Raw genomic sequence first — 22,377 nt, forward strand, 5'->3', positions numbered from 1 at the left:
TTTTTTTTTGAATCGAGCTTAATTATGCACCATGTTGTCTCTGCTACCACTAATCCTGCCAAAATTCAGGCAATTCTAAGGGCATTTGACGAGATCTTCGGCGCAGGATCCTGCCATATTGAGGCCATCGGCGTCGAGAGTGGCGTACCTGAACAGCCGTTTGGCAGCGAGGAAACGCGCGCTGGCGCACGAAATCGCGTGGCAAACGCTAAGGCCGCAGCACCGAATGCTGATTTTTGGGTAGCGATTGAAGCAGGTATCGACGAAGGCGCAACCTTTAGCTGGGTTGTCATCGAAAGCCGCGAGCAGCGCGGTGAAGCGCGTTCGGCCACCCTGCCGCTGCCGGAGGTCATTCTGGAAAAAGTCCGTGCGGGTGAAGCGCTCGGGCCGGTGATGTCGCAGTACACCGGAATCGATGAGATTGGCCGTAAAGAAGGGGCGATTGGCGTCTTTACCGCAGGCGCGCTGACGCGTTCAGGCGTTTATCACCAGGCCGTGATTCTGGCCTTAAGCCCGTTCCATAACGCGATTTATCGGTAAGTTTATTGGCCGGATAGGGCAACGCCGTCATCCGGCGTTTTTCAGCAATACCGCTTCCAGCCACTGGCGCAGCTCAACCGGCGCCGACTTCAGGCTGTTCGAGCCGCGGGTGATCGTTGCAATGCCCGCGCCGAGCTCATTTTTCAGCTCGCGCTGGCTCATCTCCCCGCGCAGCAACTCCTCAATGATCCGCACGCGGGTGCCCAGCGCCTCGCGCTCGTCCGGCGTGAGCATCAGCTGCATCAGGGGTAAATGCAGATCCTGTTCGTAAGACTGACGCAGCAGCTCCACAAAACGAAGCCACTCCAGATGACGTTGTTCGGCCATTGCCGAGGAATACGGGGAATGCTGGGTCATGTTATGCTGCCTCTTGTACTCTTTAGCGAGTACAGCATAACACAACCCACGCCGATCAGTAACGTCTCTGCCATTCGGCATCGCTCATCAGGGTATCTTTCTGCCCCATGAAGTAACGATAGTAAGCGTCATAGGCCAGCACGTTCTTCACGTAGCCGCGCGTTTCCGAGAACGGGATGCTCTCCACAAACGCTACGGCGTCGATGCGTCCGGCGCTGTTGCCGAGCCAGGTGCGCACGCGCCCAGGACCCGCGTTATACGCCGCCGAAGAGAAGATGCGGTTATTGCCGAACTGCTGATACACATACTGGAGATAGCTGGTACCGATGTTGATGTTGGTATCCGGATCGAGAAGCTGTGACGGGCTGCTGTAGCCAGGAATATTAAACATCTTCACCGTGTGCGTCGCCGTGCCCGGCATAATCTGCATCAGGCCGCTGGCGCCCACCGGGGAGCGGACTTTCGGGTTCCATGCGCTCTCCTGACGGGCAATCGCCATCGCGTAGCTTTGCGGGATATCTTTGCCGCTGGTATAGCGATCGAAAAGATCTTTGTACGCCAGCGGGAAACGCTCTTCCAGATGATCCCAGAGCTTACCGGCGATCGTCGCCTGCACGCTGAGATCCCACCAGTGATTATCAAACGCATAGCGGGCAAGCTGGGCTTTCTCATCGGTGGTGCGGCTGGTCACCAGATTCGCCCACTCGCTGCGCGCGGTGTTATCCATATTCCAGTACATCAGCTCGCGAACGCGCGCCATTTCTGGCCCCTGCGTCAGCGCCGGGTTCGCGTTGACAGGCGCTTTATCTATACGGAAGGTGTACTCCTCGCCCAGACGCTGCGCGGCAGCCATTGGGTAAAACCCGCGCTGCTGCATCAGCGAATGGAGGATCTCTTTGGCCTCATCATCACGGCCGCGCTCCATCAGCAGATCGGCCTGCCAGTAGCGCCATTCGTCTTTCTCTTTGGCCTCCATTGGCAAACGCGCGAGCCAGGTATTGAGCCCGCGACGATCGCCCGTGCCCAGCGCCATGCGCACGCGGCGTTCCACCAGCGACGTAGAATTCGAACGCATAATGGCATCGTCACGCCAGCGCGCCTGTTCATCGGTCACATCGGTGCCCATCAGTCGCCACGCCACAATGTCGCGCAGCTCCTGGGTTTGCTCCTCATTGAGCTGCTGCGCCTGCACCAGCTGCGGGATCATCAGCCGCGCGTTTTCCACATCGTCACGCGCCACGCTGGCAAAGGCCACCGCCGCCATCTGGCGGGTAAAATCGGTCGCGCCCGTACTGCGGGCAAAGGTCAGGACGCTGTTTGGATCGTTAGCCAGCGAGATAACCGCCGTGGAGATCGTCTGGTAATCGGACGGCATCTGCCCCGCCAGCGTGGTCACCAGACGCGTGTTACCGGCTTTCATCGCCAGACGGATGCGCTCAAGGTAGGAGAGCGGATCCTGCTTGCCGGAAGCACGCCACGCGCTAAACAGGGAATCACAGGCGTTCGGCTGGTTTTTTCCGGTCAGCCAGAGCTCTTTCGCTCCGGCCCAGGCCTCTTCCTGCTGGCCGGTCGCCCATTTCGCGTAGTAATAGTTACACTGGGCTTCGGTGGCGTTCGGCTTCTCAGGGCTAAACGCCAGCAGGCCGCGCCAGTCTTCGCGACGCGCCAGCTCATTCACAAAACGAGACTGGAGATTTCGGGCAGGCGGCAGGGTCGGGTTCGCCTGAATGAAGTTATTCACGGTGACGGTAGGCTGGTTCATCAGGTCGTCCGTAATCTGGCGATACTCCAGATACGGATACAGCGGATAATCCTTTAGCGTCGGCATCAGCGCCTGCACGGTATCCATCTGCTTGTTGTCCCACGCCTGTTTAATCTGGGCGTAGCGGTTACGTTGTTCATCCAGTGAATCGGCATGCACCGCCTGGCTTACCGCCATTACGCATACGCTGGCAGCCAGCAGACGCCAGACCACCCGTTTGGCTTTTTCCACAAGCTCTTCCTCATTGTTTTTTCGTCAATTGCAGCGTCTTGCCACGTCAAAGTCTAATTAACTTATGCTAACCAGGCATCCTTCAACGCGCCACGTCATGGACACTTTTTTACCTTTCTTGCGCGTTTTAACACTCCCAACGTTCCTGGCTGGGATTAGGACGTGAAAAAGGCTACACTTCGAGGCTGAAATTCCTTCTCATTACGATAAAAGAGGCGAAGTCCAACGTGGCTCAATTCGTTTATACCATGCATCGTGTCGGCAAAGTTGTCCCGCCGAAACGTCATATTCTTAAAAATATCTCGCTGAGCTTCTTCCCGGGCGCAAAAATCGGTGTTCTGGGTCTCAACGGTGCCGGTAAGTCCACCCTGCTGCGCATCATGGCCGGCATTGATACAGACATCGAAGGTGAAGCCCGTCCGCAGCCTGGCATCAAGATTGGTTACCTGCCGCAGGAACCTCAGCTGAACCCGGAACACACCGTTCGCGAATCCGTTGAAGAAGCGGTATCCGAAGTGGTTAACGCGCTGAAAGGTCTGGATGAAGTGTATGCCAAATACGCTGAGCCGGATGCGGACTTCGACAAGCTGGCCGCGCAGCAGGGCAAGTATGAAGAGATCATCCAGGCGCACGACGGTCACAACCTGAACGTGCAGCTGGAGCGCGCGGCTGATGCCCTGCGTCTGCCGGACTGGGATGCGAAAATCGCGAACCTCTCCGGGGGTGAACGCCGCCGCGTGGCGCTGTGCCGCCTGCTGCTGGAAAAACCAGACATGCTGCTGCTCGACGAACCGACTAACCACCTGGATGCGGAATCCGTGGCGTGGCTGGAGCGCTTCCTGCACGACTTCGAAGGCACCGTTGTGGCGATTACCCACGACCGTTACTTCCTCGACAACGTCGCCGGCTGGATCCTGGAGCTGGACCGCGGTGAAGGTATTCCTTGGGAAGGCAATTACTCTTCCTGGCTGGAGCAGAAAGATCAGCGTCTGGCGCAGGAAGCTTCTCAGGAAGCGGCGCGTCGTAAGTCTATCGAGAAAGAGCTGGAGTGGGTTCGTCAGGGCGCGAAAGGCCGTCAGTCTAAGGGCAAAGCCCGTCTGGCACGCTTCGAAGAGCTGAACAATACCGAATACCAGAAACGTAACGAAACCAACGAACTGTTTATTCCACCTGGAGCACGTCTGGGGGATAAAGTGGTTGAAGTGACCAACCTGCGTAAGTCCTACGGCGACCGTCTGCTGATCGACGACCTGACCTTCTCCGTACCGAAAGGCGCTATCGTCGGCATCATCGGTCCGAACGGCGCGGGTAAATCGACCCTGTTCCGCATGATGTCCGGTCAGGAACAGCCTGACAGCGGCTCTATCACCCTGGGTGAAACCGTGAAGCTGGCCTCCGTTGACCAGTTCCGTGACGCGATGGATAACAGCAAAACCGTGTGGGAAGAAGTCTCCGGCGGTCTGGATATCATGCGTATCGGCAACACCGAGATGCCAAGCCGCGCCTATGTTGGCCGCTTTAACTTCAAAGGCACCGACCAGGGCAAACGCGTGGGCGAGCTGTCCGGCGGCGAGCGCGGTCGTCTGCACCTGGCGAAGCTGCTGCAGGTGGGCGGTAACGTTCTGCTGCTCGATGAACCAACAAACGACCTGGATATCGAAACCCTGCGCGCGCTGGAAAACGCCCTGCTGGAGTTCCCGGGCTGTGCGATGGTTATCTCGCACGACCGCTGGTTCCTGGACCGTATCGCGACCCACATCCTGGACTATCAGGACGAAGGTAAAGTGGAGTTCTTCGAAGGTAACTTCACCGAATACGAAGAGTACAAGAAACGCACGCTGGGCGCCGACGCGCTGGAGCCGAAGCGTATTAAGTACAAGCGTATTGCGAAATAAAAGCAAAACGGCAACCTCGGTTGCCGTTTTTTATGTTTGTACCCTCTCCCCGTGGGAGAGGGCCAGGGTGAGGGCATCAGGCCGCACAAAATCACCCACCCACGTAATACCGCTTCACCTCGTCAAACTGCATCGCAAACTCGATATAGCTCATCAGCGCAGGCGAATTCAGCTTGCGGCTTGGGTAGGCCAGCCACAGATCGTTACCTTCAACATTCCACTCCGGCAGCACCTGAACCAGCGCCCCTTTTTCAATTTTATCTTCCAGCAGAAACGCGGGTAAGAGCGTGATCCCCGCACCGGCAATCGCACACTCACGGGCGTAGACCAGATTATCGGTCATGTGCGCGTTATCCGGCAGATAGCGGTAATCCTCGCTCTCGCTTCGCAGAAGCCACTCCGACCACGCCCGGTGCGTAATGCAGCGGTGCTCCACCAGCTGACCGGGATGCGTCAGCGGATCCCGACGCGCCAGATAGTCCGGTGAGGCCAGCATGTAGCGCGGGCAGTGCCCGATCATCCGGCCAATCAGGGAGGAGTCCTGCGGCTTACCGGTACGCAGCGCTACGTCAAAACCGGCCTCGACCAGATCCACCACGTCATCAGAGATCGACACATCCAGCGAAACGTCAGGATAGCGAAGCTGAAACTCGGCATTCATGTGCGCCAGCAGCGTCGCCCCAATTCCCGCCGGACAGGTGATCCGCAGCCGCCCGCTGGGGTTTTCGCGCAGCCGCTGAATGGCGTACTCGGCCCGCTCGCTGGCCGCCAGCATTTCGCGACAGTGCACCAGATAGTGCTCGCCCGCAAACGTGAGGCTAATCCTGCGCGTGGTGCGGTTCAGAAGGCGGATACCCACCTGCTGCTCCAGCTGGCTAATTCGCTGGCTAACGCTGGATTTCGGCAGTTCGGCTTTCTGCGCGGCAGCGGTAAAGCTGCCCATCTCCGCCACCAGCGCGAACAGCGCCATATCCTGCAGCTGCTTAAACATGATTGTTCATCCTGTACGAACGCTGAGTTCTTGATTGTCCATCTTATCACGCAGCTGGCCACTTTATAGACTAGCCTCAACAAAACGCATGCTATTGAGGAACACACCATGTCTGTTAAAGCTATTGCCGTTAACCCAGAAAATCCGTCCATCTTCATTGAAATCACCCCGCCAATGCCGCGGCCCGGCGAGCACGATCTGCTGGTAGAGGTGAAGGCCGTCTCCGTTAACCCGGTCGATACCAAAGTCCACGCGGGCATCGCTAAAAACGGGCTGAACGAACCGCGCATCCTCGGCTGGGATGCCAGCGGGATCGTCAAAGCGGTTGGGGCTGGCGTGACCGGATTTAAGCCGGGTGACGAGGTCTGGTACGCGGGCGACATCACCCGCCCGGGCAGCAACACCACGCACCAGCTGATTGATGCACGCATAGTCGGCCACAAGCCTGCCAGCCTCGGCTGGGCGGCTGCCGCTGCACTGCCGTTGACCGCGCTCACCGCGTGGGAAGGTCTGTTTGAACGCCTGAACATTCAGGATGCCGGGGCGGACAAAACGCTGCTGATCATCGGCGGCGCGGGCGGCGTGGGATCGCTGGCGATCCCCTTTGCGAAGCACAACAGCAAGGTGAAGATCGTCGCAACGGCTTCACGAGAAGATTCCGCCCGGTGGTGCCGCGATCGCGGGGCTGATATTGTCGTCAACTACCGCGATCTGAAAGGCGAGCTGGCGAAACAGGGGCTCACCTTTGTGGATTACATTTTCATCCTCAACGACACCGACGGGCACTGGGATGCGGTCAGCGAACTGATTGCGCCGCAGGGGCATATCTGTTCCATCGTTGAAAATGAACGTCCGCTGAACCAGGACAAGCTGAAGTCCAAATCCGCCGCCCTGCACTGGGAGTTTATGTACACCCGCAGCATGTACCAGACCGCGGATATGGCGCGTCAGGGTGAGATCCTCAATGAGGTGGCAAAACTGGTGGATAACGGCGTGGTTGAAAGTTCGCTCAGCGAAACGCTGCACGGGCTGAGCGTGGAAAGCATTACCGAGGCGCACCGTAAAGTGCTGGAGGGACATATGCGGGGGAAAGTGGTGGTTGAGTTCTGAGTGGCTTGATGCCCTCACCCCGGCCCTCTCCCACAGGGAGAGGGCGGTTAAAGTCCCCTCTCCCTTTGGGAGAGGGTTAGGGTGAGGGGTAAGTTTTTACCCCTGCTCCCCCATCATCTCCTTCACCAGCTCGACGCAGCGCAGGAAGCGGGAGTCGTAGTCAGACTCTTCCACATGGACAAACTCAACGTTGTTTTCGTTGAGCATCTCCACCAGCATGGACTGGAATTCCCGCCTGTCCACGGAGCTGCCGAGGCTGCGCATGCCGTCGGCCACCCACGGGGTGTTGTTTTCCAGCAGGATCACCAGGTCAAAGCGGTATTCGTCAATCAGCGCCTGCACGAACGGGTGCTCGCGCCCTTCATATTTTTTACAGAACGCCTGTGTGGTCACGAAATCGGTATCGATAAACGCCACTTTGTTGGCGTATTTGACCGCAAAATCAATGTACTGGGCATGACCGAGCGCGATTTTGTCGTAATCGGAATATTGCAGCGCCATCTCGTCGCCGCCAAGGTGCGAGAAGACATAATCGCGGCCGTACTCCCACGCGCTGGTGGTATTGAAGATGTTCGCCAGCTTGTTGACCAGCGTCGATTTCCCGCTCGACTCGCCGCCCAGGATCGCGACGGTACGCACGAAGAACGGCTTCACTTCGGTCGGAATGTAATCCCAGTAGCGGAACGGGTTTTCGCGGATCTGCGCCCCGCTGATGTTCATAAAGGTGCGTTTCGGGTCGATCAGCACCGTCTCGATGCCCAGATGCTCGCGGAACTGCGGCGCGTCGGACTCTTCAGAGGTGTAGATCCAGTTAGGCGCAATGCCCTTCTCTTCCATAAACGCTTTGATGCCGTTGCTCCACACGTCCCAGCCGTGCGGATACGGCTCCATGCCCTCTTCGTTAAAGGCATGAATACGAATATTTTTCTGGTACTTAAAGGTCTGGAGCAGCCAGCGCAGGCGGTCCGGCACGGTCGGCTGCTGCGACATGGCGCTGTCTTCAAACAGCTGACGGTCGCGGGTTTCGTCGTAGCCCATGATGATATGCAGCTCGTCAACCTGGCTACAGGCGCGCTGAATCAGATAGATATGTCCGGTATGCAGGGGGTAAAACTTGCCGAACACCACGCCGATGTTCTTTTGCATACGCGGGAACTCCAGCCCCAGAAAGCGATGCAGCGCTTCCAGCTTCTGCGCGCTGGGGCTTTTGATTTTGGCGTTCAGCAGCTGGCTCAGGTAGCCTTTGGTCATGCCGCTGGCGTCCGCCACCTGCTGCAGCGTGCAGCCCTTCTGGCGGATTGCGGTCTTGATGTAGTCAAATGATGACATAAATTACGGTGCCTCCTGCAAAATCAAATTTACGTAATTATAAGTCGTCAAAGACATTTAACGCATCAGCGAGTTTTTTCACGCCGAAAACCTGCATCCCTTCCGGGATCTTTTTCGGCACGTTGGCAGCGGGAACGATCGCCCGGCGGAAACCGTGTTTTGCCGCCTCGGAGATACGCTCCTGGCCGCTGGGTACCGGACGGATTTCCCCGGCGAGGCCCACTTCGCCGAAGACGACCAGGTCCTGCGGCAGCGGCCTGTCGCGCAGGCTGGAGACCATCGCCAGCAGCAGCGCCAGGTCTGCGCTGGTCTCCGTGACTTTGACGCCGCCGACCACGTTAACGAAGACGTCCTGATCCGCCATCTGCAGCCCGCCGTGGCGGTGCAGCACCGCCAGCAGGATCGCCAGACGGTTCTGTTCCAGACCGACCGCCACGCGCCGCGGGTTGCCCATCATCGACACGTCCACCAGCGCCTGAATTTCGACAAGCAGCGGGCGCGTCCCTTCCCACAGCACCATCACCGAGCTACCGGAGGTGATCTCATCGCCACGGCTCAGGAAGATGGCCGACGGGTTGCTGACTTCGCGCAGCCCCTGTTCGGTCATGGCAAACACGCCCAGTTCGTTAACCGCGCCAAAGCGGTTTTTATGGCTGCGCAGGGTACGGAAACGGGAATCCGCGTCGCCGTCGAGCATCACGGAGCAGTCGATACAGTGTTCAAGCACCTTCGGTCCGGCCAGCGAGCCGTCTTTGGTCACGTGGCCGACCATCACAATCGCCACGCCGCGCGTTTTGGCAAAGCGCGTCAGGTAAGCCGCGGTTTCACGCACCTGCGCGACGCTGCCCGGTGAGGACTGAATGTCCGCCATGTGCATCACCTGAATGGAGTCGATCACCATCAGCTTCGGCTGCTCTTCTTCGGCAATCATGCAGATCTGCTCGATGCTGGTTTCGGAGAGCATGTTCAGGTTGCCGGTCGGCAGGCCCAGACGGTGCGCGCGCATCGCCACCTGCTGCAGAGACTCCTCGCCCGTGACGTACAGGGTTTTCATCTGTTCGGCAAGCTTGCAGAGCGTTTGCAGCAGCAGGGTCGATTTACCCGCGCCCGGGTTACCGCCGATCAGGATCGCGCTGCCCGGCACCACGCCGCCGCCGAGCACGCGGTCAAACTCTTTGAACCCGGTGGAGAAGCGCGGCAGCTCTTCGAGGCTGATGTCCGAAAGTTTTTGCACCTTCGCCACGCCCGCGTTACCGGCATAGCCGCTCAGGCGCTCATTGCGCGCCACGCTCGGCGAAGCCGCCACACCACGCACTTCGGTGATGGTGTTCCAGGCATGACAGGCGCTGCATTGCCCCTGCCAGCGCGGATAATCCGCACCACATTCATTACAGACAAATGCGCGTTTTGGAGCTTTCGCCACGGTTTACCTCGTTATTTCTGATTAATGCTGCCGGAGAGAATGCAGAACACCCCCATCAGGTCAGCGTGACGGATAGTGACTTCCGTCTTTTCATTCACTTTTGGCTTGGCATGGTAGGCAATGCCCAGACCGGCGGCTTTGATCATCGGCAGGTCGTTCGCGCCATCGCCGATGGCGACGGTCTGCACGACCGGAATTTCATATTTTTCCGCCAGACGCGTCAGCGTATTGGCTTTGTACTGGGCATCAACGATATCGCCGATCACCTGGCCGGTCAGCTTGCCGTCCATGATCTCCAGCTCATTGGCCACCACGGTGGTCAGATGGAGTTTTTCCCGCAGGTAATCCGCGAAGAAGGTGAAGCCACCGGAAGCAATCGCCACCTTCCAGCCGAGGGACTGCAGCTTCAGCACCAGCTGCGTCAGCCCTGGCATCAGCGGCAGCACGTCGCGCACCTGACGCAGAATGTTGGCATCGGCCCCTTTCAGGGTCGCCACGCGCTGGCGCAGGCTGGCGGTGAAGTCCAGCTCGCCGCGCATCGCACGCTCGGTGACTTCCGCCACCAGCTCGCCGCTGCCCGCCAGCTTCGCAATCTCGTCAATACACTCGATCTGAATGGCGGTAGAGTCCATGTCCATCACCAGCAGGCCAGGGGTTTTCAGATGCGGAATTTTGCCCAGCGGCGCGACGTCCAGCCCGGCGTCGTGCGCCAGACGCGTTGCGCGCTGCGTCAGGGAACCCGCCAGGCGAATAACCTGGTAGTCTTCCACGCACCAGGCGGCGACGATGACCATTGCCGCACCCAGCTTGCTTTGATACTGGGTCAGGCGTTGCTTATCCAGACCGCGTCCGTAGAGGAGCCAGCCGCTACGACCGGCGTGGTAATCCAGAGGCATCACCTCATCGCCACTTAAAGAGAGCGGCAATCCTGGCCATAAAGAGACATCCGTTGGCAGGTCACACCAGGTAATGTTCGGCATTAAAGCTCCTGTAATTTCGTTCGCGCCGGAAGGTTGCAGAGGGAAAATAACGCATGAGGCTACCCTGTAACCATCACTTCTGGCAACATTAAGCCGTAAATTTTCAGCAGGTGGAATATGGCTCGCGCAAAACTGAAATTCCGGCTCCATCGCGCCGTGATTGTCCTTTCCTGTCTCGCACTATTAGTGGTGCTGATGCAAGGGGCATCGTGGTTTAGCCAGAACCATCAACGGCAACGCAACCCGCAGTTTGAAGAGCTGGCCCGCACGCTGGCGCGCCAGGTGACGCTCAACGTCGCGCCGTCCATGCGTACCGAAACGCCGGACGAGAAGCGGATAGGCCAGGTTTTACGCCTGCTCACGGAGAACAGCCGCATTCTTGATGCCGGCGTCTATGATGAGCAAGGCAACCTGATTGCCCGCGCGGGCGAACACGTCGACGTGCGCGACAGGCTGGCGCTGGACGGGAAAAAAGCCGGGGGCTACTTTAACCAGCAGATTGTCGAACCTATTCAGGGGAAGAATGGCCCACTGGGCTATCTGCGCCTGACCCTCGATACCCACACCCTGCCTACTGAAGCCAAACAGGTCGATAATACCACCAATATTCTGCGCCTGATGCTGCTGCTTTCACTCGCCATCGGCGTTGTGCTGGCGCGCACCCTGCTTCGCGGCAAGCGCTCGCGCTGGCAGCAATCCCCGTTCCTGCTGACCGCCAGCAACTCCGTCCCCGAAGACGAAGAGAGCGAGAAGAAAGATTAGTGATAAAGTAGGCGAACGATTCGGAAAAGGAACTTTGCCATGACGACGTTACGCCTGCTTATCTCTGACTCTTACGATCCCTGGTTTAATCTCGCGGTAGAAGAGTGCATCTTCCGCCAGATGCCCGCCACCCAGCGCGTACTGTTTCTCTGGCGGAACGCCGATACGGTAGTCATCGGCCGCGCGCAAAACCCGTGGAAAGAGTGCAATACGCGGCGTATGGAAGAGGACAACGTCCGTCTCGCACGCCGCAGCAGCGGAGGCGGCGCGGTGTTTCACGATCTGGGCAATACCTGCTTTACCTTTATGGCGGGCAAACCGGAATACGACAAAACCATCTCAACCTCCATCGTCCTTAACGCCCTCAATTCACTCGGCGTGACGGCAGAAGCGTCCGGGCGTAACGATCTGGTGGTGAAAACCCCCGAGGGCGACCGGAAGGTCTCCGGCTCCGCCTACCGCGAAACGATGGATCGCGGGTTCCACCACGGCACCCTGTTGCTGAACGCAGATCTGAGCCGTCTGGCGAACTACCTGAATCCGGATAAGAAAAAGCTCCAGGCCAAAGGAATTACCTCCGTGCGCGGCCGCGTGGCAAATCTGGTGGAACTGCTGCCGGGAATTACGCACGAGCAGATTTGCGATGCGATCCGTGACGCGTTCTTTGAACATTACGGCGAGCGCGTGGAAGCAGAAGTCATCTCCCCTGACAAAACCCCGGACCTGCCCAACTTCGCCGAAACCTTCGCCCGCCAGAGCAGCTGGGAATGGAACTTCGGTCAGGCTCCTGCGTTTTCCCATCTGCTTGATGAGCGTTTTACCTGGGGCGGCGTGGAGCTGCATTTTGACGTGGAGAAAGGCCATATCACCCGCACGCAGGTGTTTACCGATAGCCTGAACCCGGCACCATTAGAGGCGCTGGCGGCACGTTTGCAGGGCTGTTTGTACAGGGCAGATATGCTGCAGCAGGAATGCGACGCGTTGATCGGAGATTTCCCGGAGCAGGAAAAAGAGCTGCGGGAGCTGTCGGCGTGGATTGCACAGGCCGTGCGCTAGGTGCGGTCTGGTGCCCTCACCCCGGCCCTCTCCCACAGGGAGAGGGAGGGAAGAGACAGAATTACTCTTTATCGCCCAGCAGAACGGATTCCAGCGCGATTTTGATCATGTCGTTAAAGGTGGTCTGGCGCTCGGCAGCAGTGGTTTGCTCGTGGGTACGGATGTGGTCAGACACGGTGCAGATGGTCAGCGCTTTCGCACCAAACTCAGCCGCGACGCCGTAGATACCCGCCGCTTCCATTTCAACGCCCAGAATGCCGTATTTTTCCATCACGTCGAACATCTCGCCGCCGTCCGGGGCATAGAACAGGTCAGCAGAGAAGATGTTACCCACGCGCGCTTCAACGCCCAGCGCTTTTGCCGCGTCAACCGCGTCACGCACCATGCCGAAGTCAGCAATCGCCGCGAAGTCATGGTCTTTGAAACGCATGCGGTTAACTTTGGAATCGGTGCAGGCACCCATGCCGATAACGATGTCGCGCAGCTTAACGTCCATGCGCACCGCGCCGCAGGAGCCAACGCGGATGATTTTCTTCACGCCGAAGTCGGTGATCAGCTCTTTGGTGTAGATGGAGCAGGATGGGATACCCATGCCGTGGCCCATAACGGAAATTTTGCGGCCTTTATAGGTACCGGTGAAGCCCAGCATGCCGCGAACGTTGTTCACTTCACGCACGTCTTCAAGGAAGGTTTCTGCAATGTGCTTCGCGCGCAGCGGGTCGCCCGGCATCAATACGACGTCAGCGAAATCACCCATTTCTGCGTTAATGTGAGGAGTTGCCATCTTCAGTTCCTTTTACATTGTTGTTTTTGCCGGGTGGCGGCTACGCCTGACCCGGCCTACATTCTGTTCTCTCTCTCCCTGTGGGAGAGGGTCGGGGTGAGGGCATCAGGCCGCACCCAATCCGTTTAGAACATGGCCTTGCCATATTCCATGTCAGACGTACCAAAGTATTTCGCCAGGGTCTGGCCGATGTCCGCGAAGGTTTCACGGTGACCGAGCGAGCCCGGCTTCACTTTCGGGCCATACACCAGCACCGGAATGTGCTCACGGGTGTGGTCGGTACCGGTCCAGGTTGGGTCACAGCCGTGGTCCGCGGTCAGGATCAGAATGTCATCTTCGCCCACCAGCTCCATCAGCTCCGGCAGACGGCGGTCGAACAGCTCAAGACCCGCTGCATAGCCCGCAACGTCGCGACGGTGGCCCCAGGAGGAGTCGAAGTCCACGAAGTTGGTGAAGACGATAGTCTTGTCGCCCGCTTCTTTCATCTCTTTGATGGTGGCATCAAACAGCGCGTCCAGACCGGTGGCTTTCACTTTTTTGGTGATGCCGCAGTTGGCGTAGATATCCGCGATTTTACCCACGGAAACCACGTGGCCGTCTTTCTCTTCAACCAGCTTCTGCAGTACGGTCGGTGCCGGTGGCTCAACGGCCAGGTCGTGACGGTTACCGGTACGCTGGAAGTTACCCGCTTTGTCGCCGATGAACGGACGCGCGATCACGCGGCCAATGTTGTAGCCGCCTTCGGTCAGCTCTTCACGGGCGATTTCGCACAGCTCGTAGAGTTTATCCAGGCCAAACGTCTCTTCATGGCACGCAATCTGGAACACGGAGTCAGCAGAGGTGTAGAAAATCGGCTTGCCGGTTTTCATGTGCTCTTCGCCGAGCTGATCCAGGATCACGGTACCGGAAGAGTGGCAGTTACCGAGGTAGCCCGGCAGGTTGGCACGCTTCACCAGCTTATCGAGCAGCTCCTGCGGGAAGCTGTTTTCGTGATCGGAGAAATAACCCCAGTCGAACAGCACCGGCACACCGGCGATTTCCCAGTGGCCAGACGGGGTGTCTTTACCGGAGGAGAGCTCGTGAGCCCAGGCGTAGGCGCCCACGACTTCCGCGTTGCCGTCCATACCGGCTGCGATTTTACCGGTAGAACCTTCATGCGCTTTCACCAGACCGAGGCGGGTCAGGTTAGGTAGAGTCAGAGGGCCTTTACGACCGTTATCCGCTTCGCCTTTCGCACAGGCTTCCGCGATATGGCCCATGGTATCGGAACCCACGTCACCAAAACGTTCTGCATCTTCGGTTGCGCCGATGCCGAATGAGTCCAGCACCATAATAAATGCACGTTTCATAATTGTTCTCCGTACGTAGTGCTTCAAAAATTATCGATCAGATCAGTATACCGCTATTCGGTGATGCGGCGATAGACAGTCGGTGTGGTTTCCGGCGCTTTATCGTCAAGCGTAATTGCCGCTTTCACCGCTTTAGCCGCTTCCTGCCAGCTGGCTTCGTCTTTCGCGTGGATCACCGCCAGCGGACGTTGACCGTCAACGCTGTCGCCCAGGCGGGCCATATCGGTAAAGCCGACGCTGTAATCAATGGTGTCTGACGCCTGACGACGGCCGCCGCCCATCGAGACCACCGCCATACCCAGCGCACGGGTGTCCATTGCAGAGACATACCCTTCGCTATCGGCATACACCGCTTTGCTAAGCGTCGCGGTTGGCAGGTATTTCGCGTAGTTTTCGACGAAATCGGTCGGGCCTTTCTGGGCTGCAACCATGCGGCCGAAAATATCCGCCGCTTTGCCGTTATCCAGCACCGCCTGCAGCTTCGCGCGGGCTTCTGCGTCGTCTTTGGCCAGCTTGCCGGAGATTAACATCTCAACGCACAGCGCCATGGTGACGTCGAACAGACGCGGGTTGCGGTATTCACCAGTCAGGAACTGCACCGCTTCACGCACTTCGACGGCGTTACCGGCGCTGGAGGCCAGCACCTGGTTCATGTCGGTGAGCAGCGCAGTGGTGCGCACGCCCGCGCCGTTGGAGACGCCAACGATCGCTTCCGCAAGCGCAGCAGAAAGTTCATAGGTCGGCATAAACGCGCCGCTGCCCACCTTCACGTCCATCACCAGCGCGTCCAGCCCTTCTGCCAGTTTCTTCGCCAGGATAGAGGCGGTGATCAGCGGGATGGAGTCAACGGTCGCGGTGATGTCGCGGGTGGCGTAGAAACGCTTGTCTGCCGGAGCAAGAGAGCTGGTCTGGCCGATAATCGCCACACCAACGTCTTTAATAATGTCGCGGAAGCGGTTGTCGTCCGGGAAGATATCGAAGCCCGGAATGGCTTCCAGTTTGTCGAGCGTACCGCCGGTGTGGCCCAGGCCGCGCCCGGAGATCATCGGGATGTAACCGCCGCAGGCTGCAACCATTGGGCCGAGCATCAGAGACGTCACGTCACCCACGCCGCCGGTGGAGTGCTTATCCACAATCGGGCCGTTAAGGTTGAGGCTTTTCCAGTCCAGAACGGTTCCTGAATCTCGCATCGCCATGGTCAGCGACACGCGCTCAGGCATCGACATATCGTGGAAGAAAATGGTCATCGCCAGAGCCGCAATCTGCCCTTCTGAGACGGTGTTATCACGAATGCCGTTGATGAAGAAGCGGATCTCTTCATCGCTTAATGCATGACCATCACGTTTTTTACGAATAATTTCTTGTGCGAGAAACACGGTAACCTCCATGCGGAATCGGGGGAGTTGTGGCGGGTGGCGCTACGCTTACCCGCCCTACGATCCTGTCGGCCGGATAAGCGAAGCGTCATCCGGCATTGTCTGGCAATCAGTAGCTGCTTGCGCTCTTACCGTCGCCGTGACCCAGCGCTTTCAGCAGGCTGGCCAGCAGGCTGGACGCACCGAAGCGGTAGTGACGGGAATCGGCCCAGTCGGCGCCAAACAGTTCGTCGGCAATCGCCAGGAACTGCTGCGCGTCTTCAGCGGTACGCACGCCGCCCGCAGGTTTGAAACCAACGGTTTTGGATACGCCCATGTCGCGGATCACTTCCATCATGATGCGCGCGCTTTCCGGGGTCGCATTCACCGGCACTTTACCGGTAGAGGTTTTAATGAAATCCGCACCGGCTTTGATGGAGATTTCAGATGCCTTACGAATCAGCGCCTCTTCTTTCAGCTCGCCGGTTTCGATGATCACTTTCAGCAGCACATTTGCCGCCGCGCACGCGTCTTTACAGGCTTTCACCAGGTCAAAACCGACCTGCTCGTTACCGGCGATCAGCGCGCGGTACGGGAACACCACGTCAACTTCGTCTGCGCCGTAAGCAATCGCCGCGCGGGTTTCTGCCAGCGCGATCTCGATATCGTCGTTGCCATGCGGGAAGTTAGTTACGGTTGCAATGCGCACGTCCGGCGTACCCTGCTCTTTCAGCGTCTTACGGGCAATCGGGATAAAGCGCGGGTAGATACAGATGGCTGCGGTGTTACCCACCGGCGTTTTCGCCTGATGGCACAGGGCGATGACTTTTTCATTGGTGTCGTCATCGTTCAGGGTGGTCAGGTCCATCAGTTTCAACGCGCGCAGGCTGCTTGCAGTTAAATCGGTCATAACATTCTCCAACGGCAGTGCCGTATAAATTTTACCTTGCGGGTCTGTGAGTATTCTAACATTCACCCGCATCCACACTTCGACATTCATCACAGTTAATGAAAACTGCATACAAATTTGCATTACTGTAATGAGATCTTCTTCAAACTTTAGCGCGTAAATTGCCGACTAAAGCAGCGATACCCCCTGTCGGATCAAAAGCCCCGACAGGCTGGCTTCCTACAATCCGTTCATCATCCGCAGAATACTCAAGGAAGCGACTATGCCCCACTCCAGCCCCGACGCCCTGCAACAACGTTGCCAGCACATTGTCACAAGCCCGGTGTTAACCCCGGAACAAAAACGTCATTTTCTGGCGCTGGAAGCGGAAAACAACCTGCCTTACCTGGCACTTCCTGAGGCCGCACGAGCCGCACTGGACGAAGGGTTTATCTGCGACATGTTCGAAGGCCATTCGCCTTACAAACCCCGTTACGTTCTGCCGGATTACGCAAAATTTCTGGCTAACGGTTCAGCGTGGCTGGAGCTGGAAGGCGCGAAAGATCTCGACGACGCCCTCTCGCTGTTAACCATCCTCTACCATCATGTTCCGTCCGTCACATCGATGCCGGTCTATCTCGGTCAGCTTGATGCGATATTGACCCCATATGTTAGAATTCTAACACAAGAAGAGATCGATAGCCGAATAAAACGTTTCTGGCGCTATCTCGACCGTACGCTGCCGGATGCGTTTATGCACGCAAACATCGGGCCTGAAGATACGCCAGTCACGCGCGCCATTCTGCGTGCCGATGCAGAGCTGAAGCAGGTCGCGCCGAACCTGACCTTTATCTACGATCCCGATATCACCCCGGATGATTTGCTGCTTGAGGTGGCGAAAAACATTTGTGAATGCAGCAAACCGCATATTTCTAATGGCCCGATGAATGATAAAATTTTCACAAAAGGCCGTTATGGTGTGGTGAGCTGTTACAACTCCCTGCCGCTTGCAGGCGGCGGCAGCACCCTGGTGCGCCTTAACCTCAAAGCCATTGCTGAACGCAGCGCATCCATTGACGACTTCTTCACCCGCACGCTCCCGCACTACTGCCAGCAGCAAATTGCCATCATCGATGCACGCTGCGGTTTCCTTTACGAGCAATCTGGCTTCTTTGAGAATAGCTTCCTGGTAAAAGAGGGGCTGATTGATGCGGAACGGTTTGTACCCATGTTTGGCATGTACGGCCTGGCGGAAGCGGTAAACGCGCTCTGTGAGAAAGCAGGAATAGCGGGACGCTACGGAAAGGATGAACAGGCCAACGCGCTGGGCTATCGCATCAGCGAACAGCTTGCAGCGTTCGTTGAAAGCACGCCGGTGAAGCACGGCTGGAAGCTTCGCGCGATGCTTCACGCGCAGTCGGGGATCAGTTCCGATTCGGGCACCACGCCGGGCGCGCGCTTGCCTTACGGCGACGAGCCGGATCCCATCAGCCATCTGCTGGCCGTTGCGCCGCATCACAAACACTATCACTCCGGAATCAGCGATATTCTCACCCTGGAGGAGACGGTCAAACGCAACCCGCAGGCGGTGGTTCAGCTTTGCCTGGGGGCGTTCAGAGCGGGAATGCGTGAATTTACCGCCAACGTAGCGGGTAACGATCTGGTCCGCGTGACAGGCTACATGGTTCGCTTGTCGGATCTGGAGAAATACCGGGAAGCCGGATCGCGCACCAATACCACGTGGCTGGGGGAAGAGGCCGCACGCAATACCCGTATTCTGGAACGTCAGCCGCGCGTGATAAGCCATGAACAGCAGATGCGCTTTAGTTAGTCAGGTCATTCCTTTTTCCTGCGTGGACGGGCCGGGCAGCCGCCTGGCGCTGTTCCTGCAGGGCTGCAACCTGCGCTGTAAAACCTGCCACAACCCGTGGACGATCGGCCGCTGCAACGACTGCGGGGACTGTGTGCCCCACTGCCCGCACGACGCGCTGACGATTCAGGCCGGACGCGTTTGGTGGCAGGAGTGTGACTGCCAGCAGTGCGACACCTGCCTGCATCTGTGCCAGCAGCAGGCAACGCCTATGGCGCACCGCTTCAGCGTGGAAGAGATCCTCGCTCAGGTCCGCAAATCCGCACCGTTTATCGAAGGGATCACCGTCAGCGGCGGCGAAGCCACAACGCAATTGCCGTTTTTGATTGCCCTGTTTACCGCGATCAAAGCCGATCCCGCCCTGCGCCACCTCACCTGCCTGGTAGACAGCAACGGTCTGTTAGGCGAAACCGGCTGGCAAAAGCTGCTGCCGGTACTGGATGGCGCAATGCTGGATCTGAAGGCGTGGGGGAACGAGCATCACCGTTTCCTGACCGGACGCGAAAACCCGCAGATCAAGCAGAGCATCCGCTGGCTGGCAGATCGTCACCGTTTGACGGAACTCCGCCTGCTGGTGATTCCGGAGCTGTGTGATTATCTGGAACATCTCAAACCGCTAACGACCTTTATCCACGGGCTTGGAAATGTTCCGGTACGCATCAACGCATTTCATGCGCATGGCGTTTACGGTGAGGCTGCGTCGTGGCGCAGCGCCACGCCCGAGGACGTTGAACCGCTGGCGCGGGCGCTGGAAAAACAGAAGATAACGGTGATTCGTCCGGCACTTTACCTATAGCGTGATGCCAAATACCGAACGGGTATTTTCCAGCAGCGCATCGGCAATCACCTCTTCAGGCTCTTTTCGCAGTTCACATAGGGTGGTAAACACGCGCGCCGCCTGTTCCGGGCGATTCGGCTGGCCCTGAAAACCATTCAGCGGCATATCCGGCGCGTCGGTTTCCAGCAGGAGCGCCGACAGCGGCAGCTGTGCCATCACGTCCCGGGTTTTACTGGCGCGCGGATAGGTGATGGTGCCACCGACGCCAATTTTATAGCCCAGTTCAATAAAACGCTGCGCCTGCTGCAGGCTGCCGGAGAAACCGTGCACGACCCCTTTTCGCGGCAGATCGATGCGTTTCAGGTGCATCGCCAGCTTATCGTGCGTGCGTCTTGAGTGGAGGATCACCGGCAGATCGTGGCGCTTCGCCAGCCTGAGCTGCGCGTCGAGGATCGTCTGCTGGCGCTCAAACTGCGGATCCTCACGATAAAGATCGAGGCCGATCTCACCGATGGCGACAAGTTTGTTTCCTGCGGTCTGCACGACCTCATCAAGCCTCTCAATGTGCTCATCAAGATGCCGCTCAATCACAATCGGATGCAGGCCGAGCGCGGCATAGAGCGCAGGGTGCTGTGTGGAAAGATCCAGCACCCGGGAAAAATAGGCCGCTTCAACTGCCGGCACAATGATAGCCTGAACGCCTGCTTCGGCCGCTTTCGCTATGCTTTGCGCTTCATCCCCCGTAAACGGCGGAAAATCAAAGTGGCAGTGGGTATCGACAAAGCGGTGCGTCACGCCAGATCCTCGTTATCCAGTAAAGCGTCATTCGCCTGCGGAATATCCACCAGCGGCATCGTCAGGGCGTCGTTGGCGACAATCGCAGGCGGCAAAATAATGCGTTTATGGCGATGAAGCGGCGGTTGCTCCGCCAGCATTTTCCCCACCGTCGCCAGGAAGTAACGCCCGCACAGCCGCCCCGTTTTGTAATCCATGCGCAGCGCAGGGACGCGGCTGCCCAGGGCCATGCTCAGCAGCGGCTTAGGCGGATAGATTTCAAAAATACGCAGCTTGCCCGGCGGTTTTTCAATGAAGCGCTGCATCGCGCCGTAGGTGGTTTCATGCTGCTTCGCGATGTTCACCAGCGGCTGCAGGCTGCTGTCGCCCAACCAGCGCTCCATCCGTTTGAACCACTGGGGCGTGTAATACATTTGCGACGGTACGGTACGGATCACCACAATGGTTTTCGCCCCGCGCCGGGCGGCTTCCTGCACCGGCACCGCGTCACTGATCCCCCCGTCCAGATAGCTAATGCCGTCCAGCAGGGCACCGGTACGATAAAAGCCGGGGATCGCGCTGGAGGCGCGGATGATGTCCAACCAGTTCTCCTTCTGAGGAGAAAAATAGCCCGGCGAATAGTCATCGCCCCGGCTGGCGCACATCCAGAACTCTTTGCCGCTATCAAACAGACGGGCAGCGGTATCCATGGCCAGAGGCATCTGGCTGGAGGTCGACTCCAGCAGCCAGTCAAGATCGATCAGGTTGCCGCCGCGCACAAAGCGCACCGGATTAAAAAATTCTTTCGCCGTGGTGTAGCGCATGATGACCTTTCGCGCGTAGCCGGGCTGGTTACACACATAGGCAGAGAGGTTCTGCGCCCCGGCAGAGGTGCCGAAGTAAAGGTCAAACGGGTTGAACTGCGCGCGCATAAATTCATCCAGCACGCCGGCGGTGAAAATGCCGCGCTGCCCTCCCCCCTCGCAAACCAGTGCGAGTTGTCCTGCGCGAAACGGCTTTAACGTCAGCGGCGCAATATTGCCGAGCGTAACGGGAATTCGTTGCCCCACCTCTGCTTTCCTGTTTTGATTATTTTATAACACCACAGTAACGCACCCGACCTGTTACGCAAATAAGAAAAAGCCAGTCACAGTGACTGGCTTTTTTTTGTTGAAGGAATATTGCGTTTGCTACGGACGTCTACGACCCGTAAACAGGCTGACCAGGAACAGAATAATACCCACAACGAAGACAATTTTAGCTGCCCATGCCGCTGTACCTGCCAGTCCACCAAAGCCCAATGCGGCGGCAATTAACGCGATAACCAGAAATATAATGCCCCAACGAAACATAAGCTTCTCCTTTACCATAGTTAATGTCGGCCGCTAAACGTGAGCGCTCAGGTCACTCACCGGCGTTTTTCCAGAGTCGTTCTTATTTCGCCCGCAGGTTTTAACCAGACGGGCGAATGGTCCAGATTTACTTCGTTTTCAGATCGTTTTTAACGCTTTTCACACCGTCAATCGCCTTCGCGATGGACTCGGCGCGTTCACTTTGCGCCTGCGAATCTACCGTACCGGAGAGCTGAACCACACCATCGGTGGTTTCCACTTTCACCTTGCGGGACGGCACGATGTCATCTGCTAAAAGTTTAGCTTTGATTTCGCTGGTAGTAGCGGCATCACCGGCATAACCTTTCACCGACGCGTTTTTGCCGTCACGTACGTGCAGCTTATCGCTGACGGACGCAACGCCTTCAACGCCTTTCGCGACTTTCACCGCCTGTTCGGCCTGAGCCTGGCTTTCCACGAAGCCGCTCAGCGTGACCACTTTCTTGTCGGTCTTAACGGAAATATCGGTACTTTTGATGGCTTCATCATCCACCAGTGCGGCTTTCACTTTTGCTGTGATTGAGCTGTCGTCCATGAAGTTGCCGACTTTATTCATAGAGCTATCGATTTTTTGCCCTGCGGTATCGGCCGTGGACTGGGCTTTATCCATTGTGCTGCTTTCCGCCAGAGCGGAACCGCTCACCAGAACGCTACCCAGGGTTACAGCCAGCAGAGTTTTCGAAATCTTCAGTCTTGTCATATTCATCGATCTATTCCTGTGTTTACCCGTTATTCGGGCTACATACTTCCT

At 57.7% G+C, this 22,377-nt stretch carries 21 protein-coding genes; 7 read left to right on the forward strand and 14 right to left on the reverse strand.

Going from position 1 to position 22,377, the window contains the following annotated elements:
• Positions 1 to 24 precede the first annotated feature (24 nt).
• The gene (gene yjjX, locus SPH27_RS11345) at positions 25 to 540 is read left to right on the forward strand and encodes an inosine/xanthosine triphosphatase (RefSeq protein WP_120159185.1); all 516 of its coding nucleotides are present in this window, start codon (positions 25 to 27) and stop codon (positions 538 to 540) included.
• A 27-nt stretch (positions 541 to 567) separates the two neighbouring features.
• Here yjjX and trpR read toward each other — a convergent pair whose 3' ends face one another.
• Both trpR and sltY read right to left on the reverse strand, forming a co-directional pair.
• On the reverse strand, positions 568 to 897 hold the full coding sequence (gene trpR, locus SPH27_RS11350) for a trp operon repressor (RefSeq protein WP_023310330.1): 330 nt from the start codon (positions 895 to 897) through the stop codon (positions 568 to 570).
• A gap of 55 nt (positions 898 to 952) precedes the next feature.
• A complete protein-coding gene (gene sltY / locus SPH27_RS11355) occupies positions 953 to 2,890 on the reverse strand; it encodes a murein transglycosylase (protein ID WP_182071489.1) in 1,938 nt (645 codons plus the stop codon).
• Between the two features lie 227 nt (positions 2,891 to 3,117).
• Here sltY and ettA point away from each other — a divergent pair, with 227 nt between their 5' ends.
• On the forward strand, positions 3,118 to 4,785 hold the full coding sequence (gene ettA, locus SPH27_RS11360; protein WP_006810191.1) for an energy-dependent translational throttle protein EttA: 1,668 nt from the start codon (positions 3,118 to 3,120) through the stop codon (positions 4,783 to 4,785).
• A gap of 91 nt (positions 4,786 to 4,876) precedes the next feature.
• Here the strand turns inward: ettA and SPH27_RS11365 are convergent, their stop codons facing one another.
• Entirely contained in the window at positions 4,877 to 5,776 is a 900-nt protein-coding gene (locus SPH27_RS11365; protein ID WP_058840512.1) for a LysR family transcriptional regulator, read from the reverse strand.
• Positions 5,777 to 5,884: 108 nt separating this feature from the next.
• On the opposite strand from SPH27_RS11365, the gene SPH27_RS11370 reads away from it, so the two are divergent.
• On the forward strand, positions 5,885 to 6,886 hold the full coding sequence (locus SPH27_RS11370) for a zinc-binding alcohol dehydrogenase family protein (protein ID WP_143347551.1): 1,002 nt from the start codon (positions 5,885 to 5,887) through the stop codon (positions 6,884 to 6,886).
• Positions 6,887 to 6,982: 96 nt separating this feature from the next.
• Here the strand turns inward: SPH27_RS11370 and nadR are convergent, their stop codons facing one another.
• From nadR to serB, 3 genes are read right to left on the reverse strand one after another with little or no spacing between them, the layout of a single operon-like run.
• Positions 6,983 to 8,215, reverse strand: coding sequence for a multifunctional transcriptional regulator/nicotinamide-nucleotide adenylyltransferase/ribosylnicotinamide kinase NadR (gene nadR, locus SPH27_RS11375; RefSeq protein WP_006810194.1), 1,233 nt, complete (start codon positions 8,213 to 8,215; stop codon positions 6,983 to 6,985).
• A 37-nt stretch (positions 8,216 to 8,252) separates the two neighbouring features.
• Positions 8,253 to 9,638, reverse strand: coding sequence for a DNA repair protein RadA (gene radA, locus SPH27_RS11380; protein ID WP_014068810.1), 1,386 nt, complete (start codon positions 9,636 to 9,638; stop codon positions 8,253 to 8,255).
• Between the two features lie 11 nt (positions 9,639 to 9,649).
• Positions 9,650 to 10,618 carry a phosphoserine phosphatase gene (gene serB / locus SPH27_RS11385; RefSeq protein ID WP_023310325.1) on the reverse strand — a complete coding sequence of 323 codons (969 nt, stop codon included), beginning with the start codon at positions 10,616 to 10,618 and terminating at the stop codon, positions 9,650 to 9,652.
• A 117-nt stretch (positions 10,619 to 10,735) separates the two neighbouring features.
• Between serB and SPH27_RS11390 the strand changes: the two genes are divergently transcribed.
• Complete coding sequence (locus SPH27_RS11390) at positions 10,736 to 11,380, forward strand: YtjB family periplasmic protein (protein WP_033144581.1); 645 nt, start codon at positions 10,736 to 10,738, stop codon at positions 11,378 to 11,380.
• A gap of 39 nt (positions 11,381 to 11,419) precedes the next feature.
• A complete protein-coding gene (gene lplA, locus SPH27_RS11395; RefSeq protein ID WP_033144580.1) occupies positions 11,420 to 12,436 on the forward strand; it encodes a lipoate--protein ligase LplA in 1,017 nt (338 codons plus the stop codon).
• A 61-nt stretch (positions 12,437 to 12,497) separates the two neighbouring features.
• Here lplA and deoD read toward each other — a convergent pair whose 3' ends face one another.
• The 4 genes from deoD to deoC form a co-directional block, all read right to left on the reverse strand.
• Positions 12,498 to 13,220, reverse strand: coding sequence for a purine-nucleoside phosphorylase (gene deoD, locus SPH27_RS11400; protein ID WP_010427122.1), 723 nt, complete (start codon positions 13,218 to 13,220; stop codon positions 12,498 to 12,500).
• A 125-nt stretch (positions 13,221 to 13,345) separates the two neighbouring features.
• The gene (deoB, locus tag SPH27_RS11405; RefSeq protein WP_033144579.1) at positions 13,346 to 14,569 is read right to left on the reverse strand and encodes a phosphopentomutase; all 1,224 of its coding nucleotides are present in this window, start codon (positions 14,567 to 14,569) and stop codon (positions 13,346 to 13,348) included.
• A 53-nt stretch (positions 14,570 to 14,622) separates the two neighbouring features.
• Complete coding sequence (gene deoA / locus SPH27_RS11410) at positions 14,623 to 15,945, reverse strand: thymidine phosphorylase (RefSeq protein ID WP_033144578.1); 1,323 nt, start codon at positions 15,943 to 15,945, stop codon at positions 14,623 to 14,625.
• 109 nt (positions 15,946 to 16,054) lie between these two features.
• Complete coding sequence (gene deoC, locus SPH27_RS11415; protein WP_023310320.1) at positions 16,055 to 16,834, reverse strand: deoxyribose-phosphate aldolase; 780 nt, start codon at positions 16,832 to 16,834, stop codon at positions 16,055 to 16,057.
• Between the two features lie 262 nt (positions 16,835 to 17,096).
• On the opposite strand from deoC, the gene SPH27_RS11420 reads away from it, so the two are divergent.
• Positions 17,097 to 18,644 carry a YjjI family glycine radical enzyme gene (locus tag SPH27_RS11420; RefSeq protein ID WP_182071490.1) on the forward strand — a complete coding sequence of 516 codons (1,548 nt, stop codon included), beginning with the start codon at positions 17,097 to 17,099 and terminating at the stop codon, positions 18,642 to 18,644.
• On the forward strand, positions 18,619 to 19,479 hold the full coding sequence (locus SPH27_RS11425; RefSeq protein ID WP_182071491.1) for a YjjW family glycine radical enzyme activase: 861 nt from the start codon (positions 18,619 to 18,621) through the stop codon (positions 19,477 to 19,479). The genes SPH27_RS11420 and SPH27_RS11425 overlap by 26 nt, the downstream gene beginning before the upstream one ends.
• Here SPH27_RS11425 and SPH27_RS11430 read toward each other — a convergent pair.
• The 4 genes from SPH27_RS11430 to osmY all read right to left on the reverse strand — a co-directional run bounded on the left by SPH27_RS11430 (position 19,474) and on the right by osmY (position 22,332).
• A complete protein-coding gene (locus tag SPH27_RS11430; protein WP_033144575.1) occupies positions 19,474 to 20,256 on the reverse strand; it encodes a TatD family hydrolase in 783 nt (260 codons plus the stop codon). The two genes, SPH27_RS11425 and SPH27_RS11430, sit on opposite strands and share 6 nt — an antisense overlap.
• Positions 20,253 to 21,305, reverse strand: coding sequence for a patatin-like phospholipase family protein (locus tag SPH27_RS11435; RefSeq protein ID WP_048979045.1), 1,053 nt, complete (start codon positions 21,303 to 21,305; stop codon positions 20,253 to 20,255). The genes SPH27_RS11430 and SPH27_RS11435 overlap by 4 nt, the downstream gene beginning before the upstream one ends.
• A 120-nt stretch (positions 21,306 to 21,425) precedes the next feature.
• The gene (locus tag SPH27_RS11440) at positions 21,426 to 21,587 is read right to left on the reverse strand and encodes a DUF1328 domain-containing protein (RefSeq protein WP_003856556.1); all 162 of its coding nucleotides are present in this window, start codon (positions 21,585 to 21,587) and stop codon (positions 21,426 to 21,428) included.
• A gap of 127 nt (positions 21,588 to 21,714) precedes the next feature.
• Positions 21,715 to 22,332, reverse strand: coding sequence for a molecular chaperone OsmY (gene osmY, locus SPH27_RS11445; protein WP_028015434.1), 618 nt, complete (start codon positions 22,330 to 22,332; stop codon positions 21,715 to 21,717).
• Positions 22,333 to 22,377: the final 45 nt, after the last annotated feature.

The organism is Enterobacter sp. A103, assembly GCF_034427535.1.
Taxonomy (GTDB): Bacteria; Pseudomonadota; Gammaproteobacteria; order Enterobacterales; family Enterobacteriaceae; genus Enterobacter; species Enterobacter asburiae_B.